Origin of the sequence: Ilumatobacter sp. (assembly GCF_030065885.1) — a bacterium.
In the GTDB taxonomy this organism is placed as follows: Bacteria; Actinomycetota; Acidimicrobiia; order Acidimicrobiales; family Ilumatobacteraceae; genus Ilumatobacter.
In genome coordinates this window covers 110,244-123,992 of the sequence record NZ_JASJCS010000008.1, presented here as the reverse complement: position 1 = coordinate 123,992, position 13,749 = coordinate 110,244, and the positions used below count along the sequence as shown (strand labels likewise).

Annotated in this window: 18 protein-coding genes; 8 read left to right on the top strand and 10 right to left on the bottom strand. The window is 70.7% G+C overall.

The genetic code is table 11. The features are described 5' to 3' along the window. A partial coding sequence (locus QNJ12_RS03705) for an SDR family oxidoreductase (RefSeq protein WP_300618962.1) occupies positions 1–571 on the top strand: 571 nt, incomplete at its 5' end. Here QNJ12_RS03705 and QNJ12_RS03700 read toward each other — a convergent pair. The 4 genes from QNJ12_RS03700 to QNJ12_RS03685 form a co-directional block, all read right to left on the bottom strand. Next, positions 537–1,115, bottom strand: coding sequence for a GNAT family N-acetyltransferase (locus tag QNJ12_RS03700; protein WP_300618959.1), 579 nt, complete (start codon positions 1,113–1,115; stop codon positions 537–539). The two genes, QNJ12_RS03705 and QNJ12_RS03700, sit on opposite strands and share 35 nt — an antisense overlap. Positions 1,116–1,239: 124 nt before the next feature. Next, on the bottom strand, positions 1,240–2,544 hold the full coding sequence (locus QNJ12_RS03695; protein WP_300618957.1) for an HNH endonuclease signature motif containing protein: 1,305 nt from the start codon (positions 2,542–2,544) through the stop codon (positions 1,240–1,242). Positions 2,545–2,676: 132 nt separating this feature from the next. After that, positions 2,677–3,015: a hypothetical protein gene (locus QNJ12_RS03690; RefSeq protein ID WP_300618954.1), complete on the bottom strand. Its 339-nt coding sequence runs from the start codon at positions 3,013–3,015 to the stop codon at positions 2,677–2,679. A 73-nt stretch (positions 3,016–3,088) separates the two neighbouring features. Then, positions 3,089–3,319 carry a hypothetical protein gene (locus QNJ12_RS03685; RefSeq protein ID WP_300618951.1) on the bottom strand — a complete coding sequence of 77 codons (231 nt, stop codon included), beginning with the start codon at positions 3,317–3,319 and terminating at the stop codon, positions 3,089–3,091. Between the two features lie 21 nt (positions 3,320–3,340). Here QNJ12_RS03685 and QNJ12_RS03680 point away from each other — a divergent pair, with 21 nt between their 5' ends. After that, entirely contained in the window at positions 3,341–4,495 is a 1,155-nt protein-coding gene (locus QNJ12_RS03680; RefSeq protein WP_300618949.1) for a sugar MFS transporter, read from the top strand. 20 nt (positions 4,496–4,515) lie between these two features. Here QNJ12_RS03680 and QNJ12_RS03675 read toward each other — a convergent pair whose 3' ends face one another. Both QNJ12_RS03675 and QNJ12_RS03670 read right to left on the bottom strand, forming a co-directional pair. Next, a complete protein-coding gene (locus QNJ12_RS03675; RefSeq protein ID WP_300618946.1) occupies positions 4,516–5,010 on the bottom strand; it encodes a DUF1772 domain-containing protein in 495 nt (164 codons plus the stop codon). Then, entirely contained in the window at positions 5,007–5,432 is a 426-nt protein-coding gene (locus QNJ12_RS03670) for a hypothetical protein (RefSeq protein ID WP_300618943.1), read from the bottom strand. Before QNJ12_RS03670 ends, QNJ12_RS03675 begins: the two co-directional genes overlap by 4 nt. A gap of 78 nt (positions 5,433–5,510) precedes the next feature. Here QNJ12_RS03670 and QNJ12_RS03665 point away from each other — a divergent pair, with 78 nt between their 5' ends. Continuing rightward, on the top strand, positions 5,511–6,158 hold the full coding sequence (locus tag QNJ12_RS03665; RefSeq protein WP_300618941.1) for a TetR/AcrR family transcriptional regulator: 648 nt from the start codon (positions 5,511–5,513) through the stop codon (positions 6,156–6,158). Between the two features lie 9 nt (positions 6,159–6,167). On the opposite strand, the gene QNJ12_RS03660 is transcribed toward QNJ12_RS03665, so the two are convergent. Together QNJ12_RS03660 and ygiD are read right to left on the bottom strand one after the other, a co-directional pair. Beyond that, positions 6,168–6,524 carry a hypothetical protein gene (locus QNJ12_RS03660; RefSeq protein ID WP_300618938.1) on the bottom strand — a complete coding sequence of 119 codons (357 nt, stop codon included), beginning with the start codon at positions 6,522–6,524 and terminating at the stop codon, positions 6,168–6,170. Positions 6,525–6,576: 52 nt separating this feature from the next. After that, positions 6,577–7,359, bottom strand: a complete 783-nt coding sequence (gene ygiD, locus QNJ12_RS03655) for a 4,5-DOPA dioxygenase extradiol (RefSeq protein ID WP_367281745.1) — start codon at positions 7,357–7,359, stop codon at positions 6,577–6,579. Positions 7,360–7,464: 105 nt separating this feature from the next. On the opposite strand from ygiD, the gene QNJ12_RS03650 reads away from it, so the two are divergent. From QNJ12_RS03650 to QNJ12_RS03640, 3 genes are read left to right on the top strand one after another with little or no spacing between them, the layout of a single operon-like run. Beyond that, positions 7,465–8,616 carry a Gfo/Idh/MocA family oxidoreductase gene (locus QNJ12_RS03650; RefSeq protein ID WP_300618933.1) on the top strand — a complete coding sequence of 384 codons (1,152 nt, stop codon included), beginning with the start codon at positions 7,465–7,467 and terminating at the stop codon, positions 8,614–8,616. After that, positions 8,613–9,692: an LLM class flavin-dependent oxidoreductase gene (locus QNJ12_RS03645; protein ID WP_300618930.1), complete on the top strand. Its 1,080-nt coding sequence runs from the start codon at positions 8,613–8,615 to the stop codon at positions 9,690–9,692. Before QNJ12_RS03650 ends, QNJ12_RS03645 begins: the two co-directional genes overlap by 4 nt. A gap of 16 nt (positions 9,693–9,708) precedes the next feature. After that, positions 9,709–10,461 carry a hypothetical protein gene (locus QNJ12_RS03640; protein ID WP_300618927.1) on the top strand — a complete coding sequence of 251 codons (753 nt, stop codon included), beginning with the start codon at positions 9,709–9,711 and terminating at the stop codon, positions 10,459–10,461. Positions 10,462–10,681: 220 nt separating this feature from the next. Here the strand turns inward: QNJ12_RS03640 and QNJ12_RS03635 are convergent, their stop codons facing one another. Together QNJ12_RS03635 and QNJ12_RS03630 are read right to left on the bottom strand one after the other, a co-directional pair. Then, positions 10,682–11,983 carry a carotenoid oxygenase family protein gene (locus QNJ12_RS03635; protein ID WP_300618925.1) on the bottom strand — a complete coding sequence of 434 codons (1,302 nt, stop codon included), beginning with the start codon at positions 11,981–11,983 and terminating at the stop codon, positions 10,682–10,684. Continuing rightward, the gene (locus tag QNJ12_RS03630) at positions 11,980–12,708 is read right to left on the bottom strand and encodes an alpha/beta hydrolase (RefSeq protein WP_300618922.1); all 729 of its coding nucleotides are present in this window, start codon (positions 12,706–12,708) and stop codon (positions 11,980–11,982) included. The genes QNJ12_RS03635 and QNJ12_RS03630 overlap by 4 nt, the downstream gene beginning before the upstream one ends. Before the next feature lie 122 nt (positions 12,709–12,830). Between QNJ12_RS03630 and QNJ12_RS03625 the strand changes: the two genes are divergently transcribed. Beyond that, a complete protein-coding gene (locus QNJ12_RS03625; RefSeq protein ID WP_300618919.1) occupies positions 12,831–13,439 on the top strand; it encodes a TetR/AcrR family transcriptional regulator in 609 nt (202 codons plus the stop codon). A gap of 85 nt (positions 13,440–13,524) precedes the next feature. Beyond that, entirely contained in the window at positions 13,525–13,746 is a 222-nt protein-coding gene (locus QNJ12_RS03620) for a hypothetical protein (protein WP_300618916.1), read from the top strand. Positions 13,747–13,749: the final 3 nt, after the last annotated feature.

The following is a 13,749-nucleotide window of genomic DNA, read 5'->3' as shown; positions in this document are numbered from 1 at the left end:
CGAGCTCGGCGGTTTCGGTTTCACCGGCTCGAACCACGTCACGCACGATCTCGAGATGTTCGTCGGCAAGGCGATGCAGCGCTGGGGCCGCATCGACGGCGTCGTCAACGGCGCCGGCCACGGCCCGAAGGGCGACGTGCTCGAGATCACCGACCAGGAATGGCACGCCGGCCTCGACCACTACCTGCTCAACTGCGTTCGCATGACCCGCCTCGTGACGCCGATCATGCAGGAGCAAGGCGGCGGTTCGATCGTCAACGTGTCGACGTTCGCGGCCTTCGAGCCCGACCCCGACTTCCCGACCTCTGCTGTCTTCCGTGCGGGCCTCGCCGACTTCGCCAAGCTGTTCAGCACGAAGTACGCCGCCGAGAACGTGCGCATGAACAACGTGCTGCCCGGCTTCATCGACAGCCTCCCCGAGAAGGAGGACCGTGTCGCCCGCATCCCCGCCGGCCGCTACGCGAGGGTCGAGGAGCTGTCCGAGGTGATCGAATTCCTCGTCAGCGACAGGTCCAGCTACATCACCGGCCAGAACCTCAGGGTCGACGGCGGCCTGACGAAGTCGGTGTAGTGAGTCGGCTCGGATCGGCGACCCAGACGAGGCCGTTCCACTCGCCGATGTCGTCGTAGACCGCCGTGAAGTCGCGGGAGGGGTCCCGCGTCAGCTCGAGTCGCCGCATGACGGCCTGGGATCGGACGTTGTCCACCGACGTGTACGCGAGGACCTCGGACAGCCCCACTCGCGTGAACGCGTCGTGCAACGCTGCGCTCGCCGCCTCGGTGGCGTAGCCCTTGCCCCAGGCGGCGCGTCGGAGTCGCCACCCGATCTCGTGGTGAACGCCCAACGGGTGATCGCCCTCGACGAGCATGATCCCGGCGTAGCCGAGGAAGCTGCCGTCCGAGCGATCGACGGCCCACCTCGTCAGGCCGTGTCGGTCGAACATGCTGACGTAGCGGTCGAGCTTGGCGTCGCTGCGTCGGCGGTCGATCGGCCCGCCGAGGTCAGCCATCACCGCGGGGTCCGCGTGCAACCTCGCGAACACGGAACGGTCCGAGTCGCACCACGGCCGCAGCGTCAATCGCGGCGTCGAGATCTGGAACGGCTCGTCCGGCATCGCCGCCGATCGTGCCACAGCCCCCGCCCTGTGCGCCCGGCGTACTTCGGCGGCGGGTGTGCCGGTGTGGTCCTCCTGGGTCCGCACGATTGACGAGCCGCAGGAGCAGCGGAGTCGGACAGCGTCAGGAGATCTCATCCGGCTTCGGCTCGAGCGGCGCGGCCGCCTCGCGCCGTCGCCGAAGTTCGTCGGGGTGGATCCAGTTGTCGCCGAGCCATCGCATGTCGAGGCGTTCGCCGGTGGGGTGGAGGTACCGGCCCGCCGGTACCTCCGGTGGATCGGTGGGAGGCCTCGGTCGACCGCAACGCTCGATCACATTGCCACGATCGTCGGTGAACAACAGACCGTCTTCAGCATCGGCGTCGCCCTTGATCCCGAGCCCGCCCTGATGGTGGAGACGATGGTGCTTCGGGCAGAGGCTGACCAGGTTCCACGTGTCGGTGGGGCCACCGTCGAGCCAGTGGATGATGTGGTGGATCTCGACGAATCGGGTCGCCGTGCAGCCCGGCACCCGGCAGCCGCGGTCGCGGCGTTCGATGACGCGCCTCGTGCGGTCGGGGACGATGCGCTGGGTGCGGCCGACCGACGTCGGTAGGCCTTCCTGCTCCCACACCGGTTGGACGACGCCGTCGCACAGCAGGTGATCACGGACGGTGTCGGGCAACCGCCAGCCCCCGGTGTTGGTCATCGCGCCGTCGGTCACGTCGAGGTGGAACCACGTGCGGAAGCGATCGCGCCGGGCCGGTGACTCGACCGAGTCGAGCGATCGCCGAGCGACTTCGACCAGCGCGTCTGCCCACGTGGCGTCGATGTTGCCGCGCTCGAACAGGGAGTCCTTCGCCTCGCGCAGCGCCGCGTCGACGATGCCGCCGTCGTCGAGGCCGAGCTCACCGTTGATGCGCCAGCGGTGATCATCGGTGACGCCGGTCGAGAGGCGGTCTCGGTCGACCGGCGCCTCCTCGGGCTCCGAGCCATCTGACTCCGCGTTCGCCTCGTCGGGATCGGGGGTGAAGAACCGGTCACGCATCGTGCAGCGGAGCTGGTGCACGGTCGTGGTCGCGGCGTACTCGACCACCTGTGCGTCGGCCCACGCCGGTGCCCTCGACACGACGACGTCGACCTGGTCGACCGCCAGCTCGCCACGCTCGAATGCCTCGGTCACGGCGGGGAACGACGCCCGCCGCTCGGCCATCTGCACGATCTGCTTCGCCCGCGATGGCGACAGCCCGGTCTTCCACGCCACCCACTGAGTGGGGGAGTGGATGCGATGTCCCTGCCACTCGTCGCGCTCCAACCGGCCCGCGACGTGGGCCACGAGCTTGGCGTGATAGGCGTTCAGCACGCCGCAGATCTCGGCCAGCTTCTCATCCGGATCGTCAGCGAGCAGGCCTCCCGCCGCCTCCTCCGGAGTGCCTTCGAGATCCGACATGCACGCATCGTACATGTGTTCGATCGGAGAGGCAACACCCCAGCGTATGGTTCACATCGATCGACCGGTCTCGCTCATCGCCACGGGCGATCGCAGCGCCACCGAGCCGTCGACGAGACCGCCGCTCAACCCCTACTTCGGTGGCAGCGTGCCGGCGTGGTCCCAGCTCGTGGCGAACAGCGCGTCGAGCTCGTCGTCGCCGGCCGAGGGAGGCACGCTCGCGAAGTCGGGCATGTTCCGCCCGTACTGCTGCACCGCCCCGCCGCCGGCGTCGATCACGGCAGCGCGCTCGTCGGCCGAGAGGCGCAGGCAGATCAGCCCCTCCGGGTCGAGGAAGCTCGTCATCCAGCCGTTGCGTGAGGTGTACGGGTTCTTCGCCCCGCGAACCTCGGCATCACCGTGACGCTCGACGAGATCGCGATACGCCTCGAGGTCATCGGCCGGGCCCGGATACGCGCTTCCCTGCGGCATGGTTCCTTGCTACCCGGCGTCGCCGTGTTCGTCCAGCGCGTCGAGCTCGACTGCCGACCGCCCGCCCTCCTCGTCAGGCCCCCGCAGGTTGACCCGACCGCCGCCTCGCCCGCATCCGCCCGTGCGCCTCCGCCGTGCCGTCGTGGTGCGTGCCGAACAGGACGTCGATCGGCACCAGCCGGCTCCCGTCGTTGCGCTCGAAGTAGCGGTGGTGGAGGTGGTGGAGGTGGTCGCCGGGAGCGGGCGCGGGCCCAGGCGTCCGAGCACGCCGCCAGCTACCGTCGGAGTCACGGAGACGGACCATGAGCTCGGTGCCGGGGACCCCGTGGCGTTCACGCGGGAGCGGTTGACCTGGCTGACCTACAGCATGTCGATCGCACTCGGCTTCGCCATCGCCGCACTCGGTCCCGCGATGCCGTCGCTGCGCGACGACCTGGGGATCAGCCGCACGATCGGCGGGCTCCACTACACCGCGATCGCTGCGGGCTCGGTGCTGGCGGGATCGTCGGTCGCACGGATCGTGCGGGCCAGCGGTCGCGCACGGACGTTCTGGTCCGGAGGCGCCGGTGTGGCCGCCGGCTCGCTCCTCATCGGGGTCGGCCCGCACGCCGCCGTCACCCTGGCGGGGAGCTTCCTGATCGGCCTGTCGGGCAGCATCATGCTGGCCGTGAGCCATGCCTCGCTTGCGGATCTCCATCCGCGCCACCACGAGGTCGCCCTGACCGAGATCAACATCGCCGCGAGCATCGGCAGCGTGGCGCCGGCCGTGCTCATCGGCGCGTTCGTAGCCGTCGGGGCCGGGTGGCGGCCCGCCTTCGTCGTGCCGCTGCTCGTCGTGGGTGGCCTCGCCGTCCGCCGGTCCGGCGAGTCGTTCCCGCGCCCGGCGAGCATCGCGGCAGCGGGGCGGCGCCGGCGGCTGCCACGCGCCTACTGGTTCTTCTGGGCGGGTCTCATGCCGGCGGTCGCAGCCGAATGGTCGATCGGTGTCTGGGGTGCGGGCTACCTCGTCGACGTCGCCGGCACGACGGAGGGCGCGGCATCGTTCCTCATGACGGCCTTCTTCGGGGCGATGCTGGCCGGCCGCCTCCTCGGCGCACGGGCAGCCCGGATCGAGAGCGCCTTCACGCTGCTGCTCGTCGCCGCCACCGTCGGACTCGCCGGCATCTTGCTGTTCTGGGCGTCGAGCTCGGTGTTGCCGGTCGTCGGCGGGCTGCTCGTCGGCGGTCTCGGGATGTCGATGTTGTTCCCGATGCTGCTGTCGCTCGCGATCGACACGGCGCCCGACCGCTCCGACATCGCCGCGGCGCGCGTCTTCATCGCCGCCGGCGGCTCCCTGCTGCTCGCGCCGCTCACGTTGGGCGTCATCGCCGACGAGGCCGGTATCCGAGCGGCTTTCGCAATGGTGCCCGGCCTGTTCGTCCTCGTCGTGGTCCTGGCGACGCTGGGTCGCCATGCCGATGCGGCCCGGTCGGTCCCGTGAGCCGCACGTGAAGCGCCGTGTCAGGCCTCGTCGTCGCGCACGACTCCTCGGGCGCACGCGACCAGGCAGGCGAAGCTGGCGCCGCTCGTCAGCGCTCGGATCAGGTTGAACCGGTTCCAGTCGCTCTCGAAGTCAGCCCGTGCGGCGGCGGCGCTCGTGGCATCGACCTGCTCGTACGAGGCGAGATCGTCGTTGAGCGGCAGGTTGCCGGTCGCGGTCACCGTGATCGTCGCGAGGTGGAGCACGAGCGACGCGCCGATCAGTGCGAGGCGCACCGCCGGTTCACGCCGGTTCGCCGCAACCGCGACGACGAGTGCCGGCACCGAGCCGAAGAACACGATGCCGAACCAGGCGTTGCGGACCGTTTCGTTGATCGCCTGGAACGTCCTCACGTACGTGACGTCGTCGACCTCGGCGAGGCCGAGCGTCACCGACGCCTCGTACGTGAAGAAGAATCCGGCGGCCAGGCCCACGAGCAGCGTGGCCACCGCCAGCGTCACCCGTGCGGCGCTCATGGGAGCTCGCGCAGCGTCCGAACGGCCGCGACGATGAACGCGACCTCGAGTGCGAACCCGACCAGCGCCATCGGCGCGATGACGCCGCCGTCGGCCATGAACAGCTTGTGCGGGCCCATGCCGACCATCGACGCCAGGCAGAAGCCGATGCCGAGGCGGTAGCCCGCCCGTGCGCCGGCTCGCACCATCGGCACTGCGGCGATGCCCAGCAGCGCGGTGGCCGCGATGCCCGGGACCACGTCGGCGGGCGGGCTCGGGTCGGCGCCGGTGAAGCCGGCCAGTACCTGGACGAGGTTGGCGACGACGAGCGCCTGCAGCAGCCCGACGAGCAGCGCGGTGCGCGACGCATCGGCCGGTGATGCCGGATCCGTGATGGTCGAGTCGGTGCCGGCCGGATCCGTCGTGAGATCGATGGTTGTCATGGTTCCTCCTGAATCGTACGTCCGGGTTCGATTACGAATAATCGTACGGTGTGGTACATTTGTCAAGAGGGATCTGCCATGAACGACCGAACGACGACGACAGCCACCCGGGGGAGCCGTCGGGGCCGGCCCCGAGCCGGCGAACGAGAGGAGCGGCGGCACCGGGTGATCGAGGCCGCGTTCGACGAACTGCTCGAGCACGGCTACGACGGCGTGACGATGCTCGGCATCGCCCGGAGAGCCGGCGCCTCGAAGGAGACGCTGTACTCGTGGTTCGGGAGCAAGCCGGGTCTGTTCGAGGCGGTCATCCGCGACAACGCCGATGCCTCGGCGCAGCAGGTCCATGCGGCCCTCGCCGGCGACGGTGACCCGCAGGCCACGTTGACGGGGTACGCGATCGGTCTGCTCTCGCTGTTGACGAGCGAACGCTCGGTCGCGCTCAACCGGGCGTCGATGACGTCGCCGGACCTCGCAGCGATCCTGCTCGAGTCGGGCCGGCATCGGGTGGGTCCGATCGTCGAGGAGTACCTCGCCCGGCTCGCCGACGAGGGGCACCTCGCCACGGACGACCCCGCTGCCGCCTTCTCGCTCCTCTATGGCCTCGTCGTGCAGGACACCCAGATCCGCGTCCTGCTCGGCGAGCGCCCTCCTTCGAAGGCAGCGATCGCCAGGCGCGCCGACGAAGCCGTCATGCGGTTCCTCGATCTCGTCGGCGCACGCGAGTAGCGCGCTCGCTCACGGGTCGAGCTGCAACCTGAACTCCGGGTCGCACCACCGGCGACCGCGTCGCCGTCGTGGCGATCGCGATGGCGGCGGTGTGACCGTCCAGGTCGAGGTGACGTCGGGGTCGACGACCGTCTCGCCGCTCTCGCGCAGCCGGTACTCGCCCGGCGGTGCCGGGTCGAACGCGTCCGGCTCGGGCAGCAACGTGAACGGTACGTCGTCGCCGTGATCGATCTCGACCAGGGGATCGACCGCGGTCACGATGCCGGCGAACTGGAGCCGGGATGCGACCTCACCGTCGGCATCGAGGTATCGGATGCTGACGAGCACGGACCTGCCGATCAGCTGGCCGAGATCGTCGATCGCCATCGCCGCACGCTGGCGCGCGCGGCGAGGCACCACAGGGTCGGTTTCGTCGCGCTCAGTCGTCGACGCGGTAGGACGTCATCGAGATGCTGCCCATCGTCGCGCCCTCGCTGAACGACGTCACCCTCGCTCGGTCTCCAGCGGCTGCTGCGAGGCCGGCCGTGTAGAGCAGGGGAACGAAGTGGTCCGGCGTCGGCGCCGCCATTCGGAAGTCGTCGTGCGACGTCAGCGACGCCACGTCGCCCGGTCGCTCGGTCACGACCTCGCGCGCCGCGTCGTCGAAGCGGTCGGCCCAGTCGAAGCCGTCGGTGCGCCCCCACGTGAGCATCCGCAGGTTGTGCACGACGTTGCCGCTGCCGACGATCAAGACGCCGTCCTCGCGCAGCGGCGCCAGCTGCGTGGCGAGCGCCAGGTGCTCGCCGACCGACTTCGTGGCATCGATCGACAGCTGGATCACCGGCACGTCGGCGTCGGGGAACAGGTGGGCGAGCACCGACCAGGTGCCGTGGTCGAGGCCCCAGCTGTCGTGGTCGAGGCCGACCCAGACCGGCCTCGCGACCTCGACGATCTCGCCGGCGACGTCAGGGTCGCCCGGCGCCGGGTACTCGAACGCGAACAGCTCGTCGGAGAAGCCGTAGAAGTCGTGGATCGTCCTCGGCCGCGCCATCGCCGTGACCGCCGCTGCGTTGATGTACCAGTGCGCAGAGATCGCGAGGATCGCCCGCGGCGTGCCGGCCTCGGCGATGATCGATCGGCCGAGCTCGCGCCACGCGTCGGTGTACCGGTTCGACTCGAGCGCGTTCGTCGGGCTGCCGTGGCCGACGAACAGCGCGGGCATCCTCGACAGTTGATTGCGCACGCAAGCATCCTACCGGATCGTGCTGGTGCGATCGAGACGAACGCCTCTGTGAGCGGGACCGGCCGGGATGCTTGACTGGACGGCATGACGCACGCCGACGACATCGTCCGCTATGGGGTGATCGGGACCGGCATGATGGGCATCGAGCACATCGAGAACGTCAACGTGCTCGAGGGCGGCGTCGTGACGGCCATCGCCGACACGCATGCGGCATCGCGCGATGCCGGCGCAGCGGCGGCAGGTTCGGACGTCGCGGTCTTCGACGACCACCGCGACCTCCTCGGCAGCGGGCTGTGCGACGCCGTGGTCGTCGCCTCGCCGAACCACACCCACGCCGACATCGCCGCCGACCTGCTCGAGACCGATCTGCACGCCCTGCTCGAGAAGCCCCTGACGACCGGCGTCGACGACTGCGAGCGGCTGATCGCCCTCGACGCCGAGCGGTCGGCCCACGCGATCACCTGGATGGCGATGGAGTACCGCTACATGTCGGTCACCGCCGAGCTCGTGCGGCAGGTCCGCGCCGGCGTCGTCGGCGCGCCGAGGATGGTCGCCATCCGCGAGCACCGCTACCCCTTCCTCGCCAAGGTCGAGAACTGGAACCGGTTCACCGAGAAGACCGGCGGCACGCTGGTCGAGAAGACGTGCCACTTCTTCGACCTGATGAACCTGATCCTGACCGAGCGCCCGCATCGCGTCTTCGCCTCGGGCGCTCAGGACGTCAACCATCTCGACGAGATCTACGACGGCCGTGCCGCCGACATGCTCGACAACGCCTACGTCGTCGTCGACTACCCGAGCGGGGCGCGGGCGCTGCTCGACCTGTGCATGTTCGCCGACGCCACGCAGGAGGAGCAGGAGACGTCGGTCGTGGGCGCCACGGGCAAGGTCGAGGCGTTCATCCCCTCGAACACGTTGCGCGTCGGTCGGCGCGGCGTGCACGGACTCGGCGGCGTCGAGCAGCGCCAGGTCGCCGACGACCGCATCGCCTACCAGGGTCTCCACCACGGGTCGAGCTACATCGAGCACCTGCACTTCATCGAGGCGATCCGCACCGGTGCCGCACCCGAGGTCACGCTCGACGACGGCTACTGGGCCGTCGCCATGGGCGTCGCCGCCCACCGCAGCATCGACCTCGGCCGACCCGTCGAGCTGGCCGAGATCATGAGCGCTGACATGATGAACCCGTACCCGACGGACACAGCCGACGCGGCGATGAACGGAGCGAGCACATGACGGTCGAGATGGCGTGGTTCAGCGCCCTGTGTGACGACGACTACGAGTTCCTCGGGGTGCCCGACCCGCAACTCGCCTCCTCGTGGGAGCACTGCCGCAACATCGTGCTGACCGCAGACCGGTACGGCTTCGACAACGTGCTGCTGCCGTCGGGCTACGCACTCGGCATCGACAACACGGTCTTCGCCGCCGGCCTCGCGCCGATCACGAAGCTGCGGATGCTGCTCGCGGTGCGGTGCGGCGAGCTGGTCGTGCCGCAGTTGGCGCGCCAGCTGGCGACGCTCGATCAGATGATGGGGGGACGGCTGACGATCAACATCATCTCCTCGGAGATGCCTGGGGAGAGCCTGGGCAGCGAGCCGCGCTACCGTCGCTCGACCGAGATCATGTACGCGCTGCGCGAGCTGCTCGACGGCGAGCCGGTCGACTACCACGGCGACTTCGTCGACCTGACGATCGACCCGCCGCGCGCTCGCACGGTCACGGGTCGCAGCCCGCTGTTCTACTTCGGCGGCCTCTCGCCGGCGGCGCGCGAGTGCGCGGCGGCGGGCGCCGACGTCTTCCTGATGTGGCCCGACACGACCGACAAGGTCCTCGAGGTGAAGGCCGACATGGACGCCCGCGCCGCGGCCAAGGGCCGCACCCTGCGCTACGGCTGGCGGTCGCACGTGATCGTCCGCGAGACCGAGGACGAGGCCCGCGCCGCGGCCCGGCGCCTGCTCTCCAAGCTCGACGACGAGACCGGGCGCGAGATCCGGCAGAAGTCGCTCGACTCGGCATCGGCAGGGGTCGCAGCCCAGGCCGCGCTGCGAGAGGGCGCCGACGACGAGGGCTACGCCGACCGTCATCTCTGGACCGGCGTCGGTCGTGCCCGCTCGGGTGCCGGTGCGGCCATCGTCGGCGACCCTGATCAGGTGCTCGGCAAGATCAACGAGCTCACGGACGCCGGCATGGACGCGTTCATCCTCTCCGGCTACCCCCACGCCGCCGAATGCGACCTGTTCTCGCGGTACGTGCTCCCCGAGATCGACCACGGCCGGCTCGACTTCGAACCCGACCCGGTTGTCGTCGGGTAGCCGAGGCGACGGGCCCATGGCGGCGACCGACCGGTTCACCCTCGCGTCGCTCGCCGAACGTCCGGACCTCGCGACCGAGCTGTGGTCGCTGACGCACCTCTGGCCGACGTTCCTGCTCCACGACCCGACGGCGGACCTCTACTACGAGCGCTGCGAGCGGCTGTTCGCCGACCTCGTGTTCGTGGTGGAGGACCCCGACGAACCGGGCGCGGTGCAGGCCAGGGGCTTCGCCGTGCCGTTCGCCATGCGCGGCGACGAACTGCCCGACGCCGGGTGGGACGAGGTGATCCGGTGGGGCATCCAGGACGCCACCGACGACCGCCCGGCGACCCACGTCAGCGCGCTCGAGATCGTGATCCGTTCCGAGCATCGCGGGTCCGGTCTCGCGGACCGGCTGATCGGCGCGATGCGAGCGGCAGCCCGGGCCCGCGGTGTCGAGCAACTCGTGGCACCCGTTCGTCCCACGAACAAGCACCGGTTCCCCGACGAGGACATGGCCGGCTACGCCGCCAGAGTGCGCGCCGACGGCCTGCCGGAGGATCCGTGGCTGCGCACCCACGTCCGAGTCGGCGGTGAGATCGTGCGGGTCGCGCCACGCTCGATGACCGTGTCGGGTTCGCTCGCCGAGTGGCGCGAGTGGACCGGCGAGCCGTTCGATCGCCCGGGCCCGACCATCGTCGGCCGGGCGCTCGTGCCGGTGATCGCCGACCTCGATCGCGATCTCGCCGTCTACGTCGAACCCAACGTCTGGGTCGTCCACGACGTCTGACGGGTCGCACCACCCCGCCAGGCGACGGGCGCCACGCTGCCGGGCACAATCACGCCGCGGCGGCGAGGGCGGCCGCGTTGGTCGACGATCATCTCACCTCCCGACCGCGTCGCGCGGCGTGCGGTGGGCGAGCGCCGAAGGGAAGCGGCGGCGAGCTCGGTCAGGCGGAGCCGATGCGGCTCGGCCGGTCCGGCGAAGCCCGTTCAGCTGGCTAGCCCGTTCAGTAGAAGTCCCCGTGGAACCCGTCGGGGATCCGTTGGGGGAGGTGCACGCGGGCGACCGGGCCGGCGGCGACGTCGGTCGCGTCGAGCACCACGAGGTCACTCCGGTCGGGCGTCGAGTCGATCGCCAGCAGCCAGCCTTCGCCCTCGCCGGCGTCGTCGGCATCGGGCACGAAGACCGCCTCGCCCAGCGCATGCCCGTCGTCGGCTGCCCAGTGCGCGCTGCCGCCCGTCTGGAGATCGTGCGCGAGGATCGCTGCCGAGTGGTGGCGTGAGAACAGCTCGACCGTGTACCCGAACCGCGCCGGCGAGCCCCAGCGCCGCTCGTCGATCCGCGGGAACTCCTGGATGCGGTCGTCGATCAGCTCGCGCTTGACCTCGGCGGCGTCGCGGTCGAGCGTCCAGCGCCACAGCTGGGGCGGGAACGGATCGCCGGGGCCGGTCGGGTCGACGTCGAAGATCCGGTCGAACTGGCACACGTCGACGACGACCCCGTGATCGGTCTCGTACGCGTTCACCGGGTGGAAGACCCAGCACGGTTCGATGTCGTACCAGCGGACCGGGGCGCCGGCGTCGTGCCGGTCGACGAGGCCGACGCGTGCGGCGCCCTCGCGGTTCCACCGGAACGGGACATCGGGGTCGGCGCCCTCGTGAACCATCTCGAGCGGCAGATCCCACACGACGGCGTGGTCCGGCGTGAACGCCATGTCGTGCACCGAGCGTGGACCGAGCAGGTCGATGCGGCGCTGCGACGCCAGCCGGCCGTCGCCGCCGATCGTGTAGAGCGTGCAGCTCGGGTCGTCGTCGGCGGCGTAGCCGACGGCGAGGACCTCACCCGTCGCCGGGTCGGTGTGCGGATGGGCGGTGAAGTGCTCGACGCCGGCACCGAAGTCCTCACGGCCGAGCGTGGCGAGGTCGGCGTCGAGGCGGTACGGCGGGCACGTCTCGGTGAGCGCCAGCAGCTGCCCCGCGATGTGCAGGGCGCTCGTGTTCGCGATGTCGGCACCGCTCGTGACCGGTGCGAGCGCGGTCTCCTCGCCGAGCTCGTCGCTGACCGGCACGGTGCGCACCCACCGGTTGACGAACCGCGTCGCCCGGCCACCGTCGAGGTCGATCGCGTGCACCATGCCGGCGCCGGCGAACCAGTGGTGCTCGTCGGCGACGGGGCCGATCGGGTTGGGTCCCATCCGGACGAGCCGGCCCGACAGCGAGGGCGGCAGCGCGCCGGTCACCTCGAGGTCGGCGACGTCGAGTTCGTCGTGGACCGGCGCCTTCGTGCCGGTCACCCACTTGCTGGTCATGCAGTGCTCCTCGCTGTCTCGTGCGCGGTGTGGCGGGCCGTGGACGCCGTGTCGGCGGCCAGCCGGATGGCGATGCCGGCCCAGACATCCGGATCGAGGCTCATGCCGACGTGGGTTGCGCGCACCTCGACGTTCTCGACGCCGGGCGTCGTGCGGTCGATGCACGCCTCGGGCGCGACCACGCCGTCGTTGCGGCTCCAGAACGCCGTCACCGGCACCGTGATCGGCGTCTGCTCGCGCTCGGCGATCGCCGCCTGGACCTCGGCGAGGTACGCCGGGTCGTACCGGTGGCCCATCGCGGTGTACGCCGGGCCGCCGACGACGGGCGTGCCGAACGTGACGACCCGCTCCACGGCGTCGGGCCGATCCCTGGCGGCCTCTCGTGACAGCACACCCCCGAGACTCCACCCGATCAGCGTCACCGCACGGCCGGTCTCGTCGGCGATCGCGGCCGCCCGCTCGGTGACGACCGGGAACTGGCCGGGCACGTCGTCGCTGATGCGGCCCATGCCGACGGGTCGAGCATCGTGGCCGAGGCGCGTCAGGAAGCGGCGGAGCGGCGCGAGCGCGGCGTCGGTCGCGCCGTACCCGGGCACCAGCACGACCGGGGCACCGGTGCCGTGCTGGAGGGTGCGGAGTCGTCGCGACCGCATGGCCAGTCGAGCGACGTCGCGGCCGAGCAGCAGTTCGCGGCTGCGCTGGCGGAGGTCGGGGGGAGCGATCATGGCCGAGATCCTAACATCGTTGGAACACTGTTGGAACACCGTTGGAGCACTGTTTCACGTAGACTTCACCATCGTGGAAGCCGGCAGCGTGACGGAGTGCTCAGCGTGACGGAGTGCCCGGTGTGAACGTCGACGTGCGTCGGTCGAGCGGGGACACCGCCGTCTTCGCCGTCGCCGAGCGGATCGTGCGTGACGAGGGCCCGCACGCGCTCTCCGTGCGCCGGATCGCCGACGAGGCCGGCACGTCGACCCAGGCGATCTACACCGAGTTCGGGGGGAAGCCGGGCCTCGCCGACGCCCTGTACCGCGAGGGCTACGCTCGCCTCGCCGACCGGCTCGAGCGCCTCGATCGGTCCGCACCCGTCCTCGACCGCATCCGCCGGCTCGGCGAGGCCTACCGCGACAACGCGCTCGAGAACCCGCACCTCTACGACCTGATGACGGCCCATCCGCTCCCCGAGTACGAGCCGCCGCCCGCGAGCCGCGGCTTCGCCCGCACCACGCTGCAGCCGCTGATCGACGCGGTCGCCGATGCGGTCGAGGCCGGCGAGCTCGCCGGCGACGCCGAGCGGATCGCGCACGAGATGTGGGCGTCGGGGCACGGCGTGCTGAGCCTCACGATCCACGGGCTGCTGTCGCGAGAGCGCGCCATCACGATGATCGACGACATGACCGAGATGCTCCTCGGGCAGCACGCGCCGGCGACGCAGGCGCCGTCCTCGTCGGCGTGACCGCGCCCATCGACGCAAGACGTGCCTGTTCCGGTCTTGCGAAGTCGGCGTGAAAGGTCGACGCTGGAGGTGAGGGGTGAACGCGATGACCGCCTGGATCCTGCTCGGGATCGTGTTGTTCGCCGTCGGCGCCGAGAGCTTCCGGCGCGCCGGCCGCCTCGGCGAGTACGTGGTGCTCTACCGAACGCCGCGGAACCGCGCCGACGCCGACCGAGCGCTGATGACGGTCACCGGGTTCCGCATCATCTTCAGCCTGCTCGCATCGGCGGGCGTGTTCTGCGTGCTCGGCGGGATCGCACTCGCCTGATCG

What these genes read in the sequence shown, in the direction of transcription:
- QNJ12_RS03700 (WP_300618959.1), bottom strand. Translation starts at nt 1,115, where the DNA reads ATGCCGGACGAGCCGTTCCAGATCTCGACGCCGCGATTGACGCTGCGG.
- QNJ12_RS03695 (WP_300618957.1), bottom strand. Translation starts at nt 2,544, where the DNA reads ATGTCGGATCTCGAAGGCACTCCGGAGGAGGCGGCGGGAGGCCTGCTC.
- QNJ12_RS03690 (WP_300618954.1), bottom strand. Translation starts at nt 3,015, where the DNA reads ATGCCGCAGGGAAGCGCGTATCCGGGCCCGGCCGATGACCTCGAGGCG.
- QNJ12_RS03685 (WP_300618951.1), bottom strand. Translation starts at nt 3,319, where the DNA reads ATGGTCCGTCTCCGTGACTCCGACGGTAGCTGGCGGCGTGCTCGGACG.
- QNJ12_RS03675 (WP_300618946.1), bottom strand. Translation starts at nt 5,010, where the DNA reads ATGAGCGCCGCACGGGTGACGCTGGCGGTGGCCACGCTGCTCGTGGGC.
- QNJ12_RS03670 (WP_300618943.1), bottom strand. Translation starts at nt 5,432, where the DNA reads ATGACAACCATCGATCTCACGACGGATCCGGCCGGCACCGACTCGACC.
- QNJ12_RS03665 (WP_300618941.1), top strand. Translation starts at nt 5,511, where the DNA reads ATGAACGACCGAACGACGACGACAGCCACCCGGGGGAGCCGTCGGGGC.
- QNJ12_RS03660 (WP_300618938.1), bottom strand. Translation starts at nt 6,524, where the DNA reads ATGGCGATCGACGATCTCGGCCAGCTGATCGGCAGGTCCGTGCTCGTC.
- ygiD (WP_367281745.1), bottom strand. Translation starts at nt 7,359, where the DNA reads ATGCCCGCGCTGTTCGTCGGCCACGGCAGCCCGACGAACGCGCTCGAG.
- QNJ12_RS03650 (WP_300618933.1), top strand. Translation starts at nt 7,465, where the DNA reads ATGACGCACGCCGACGACATCGTCCGCTATGGGGTGATCGGGACCGGC.
- QNJ12_RS03645 (WP_300618930.1), top strand. Translation starts at nt 8,613, where the DNA reads ATGACGGTCGAGATGGCGTGGTTCAGCGCCCTGTGTGACGACGACTAC.
- QNJ12_RS03640 (WP_300618927.1), top strand. Translation starts at nt 9,709, where the DNA reads ATGGCGGCGACCGACCGGTTCACCCTCGCGTCGCTCGCCGAACGTCCG.
- QNJ12_RS03635 (WP_300618925.1), bottom strand. Translation starts at nt 11,983, where the DNA reads ATGACCAGCAAGTGGGTGACCGGCACGAAGGCGCCGGTCCACGACGAA.
- QNJ12_RS03630 (WP_300618922.1), bottom strand. Translation starts at nt 12,708, where the DNA reads ATGATCGCTCCCCCCGACCTCCGCCAGCGCAGCCGCGAACTGCTGCTC.
- QNJ12_RS03620 (WP_300618916.1), top strand. Translation starts at nt 13,525, where the DNA reads ATGACCGCCTGGATCCTGCTCGGGATCGTGTTGTTCGCCGTCGGCGCC.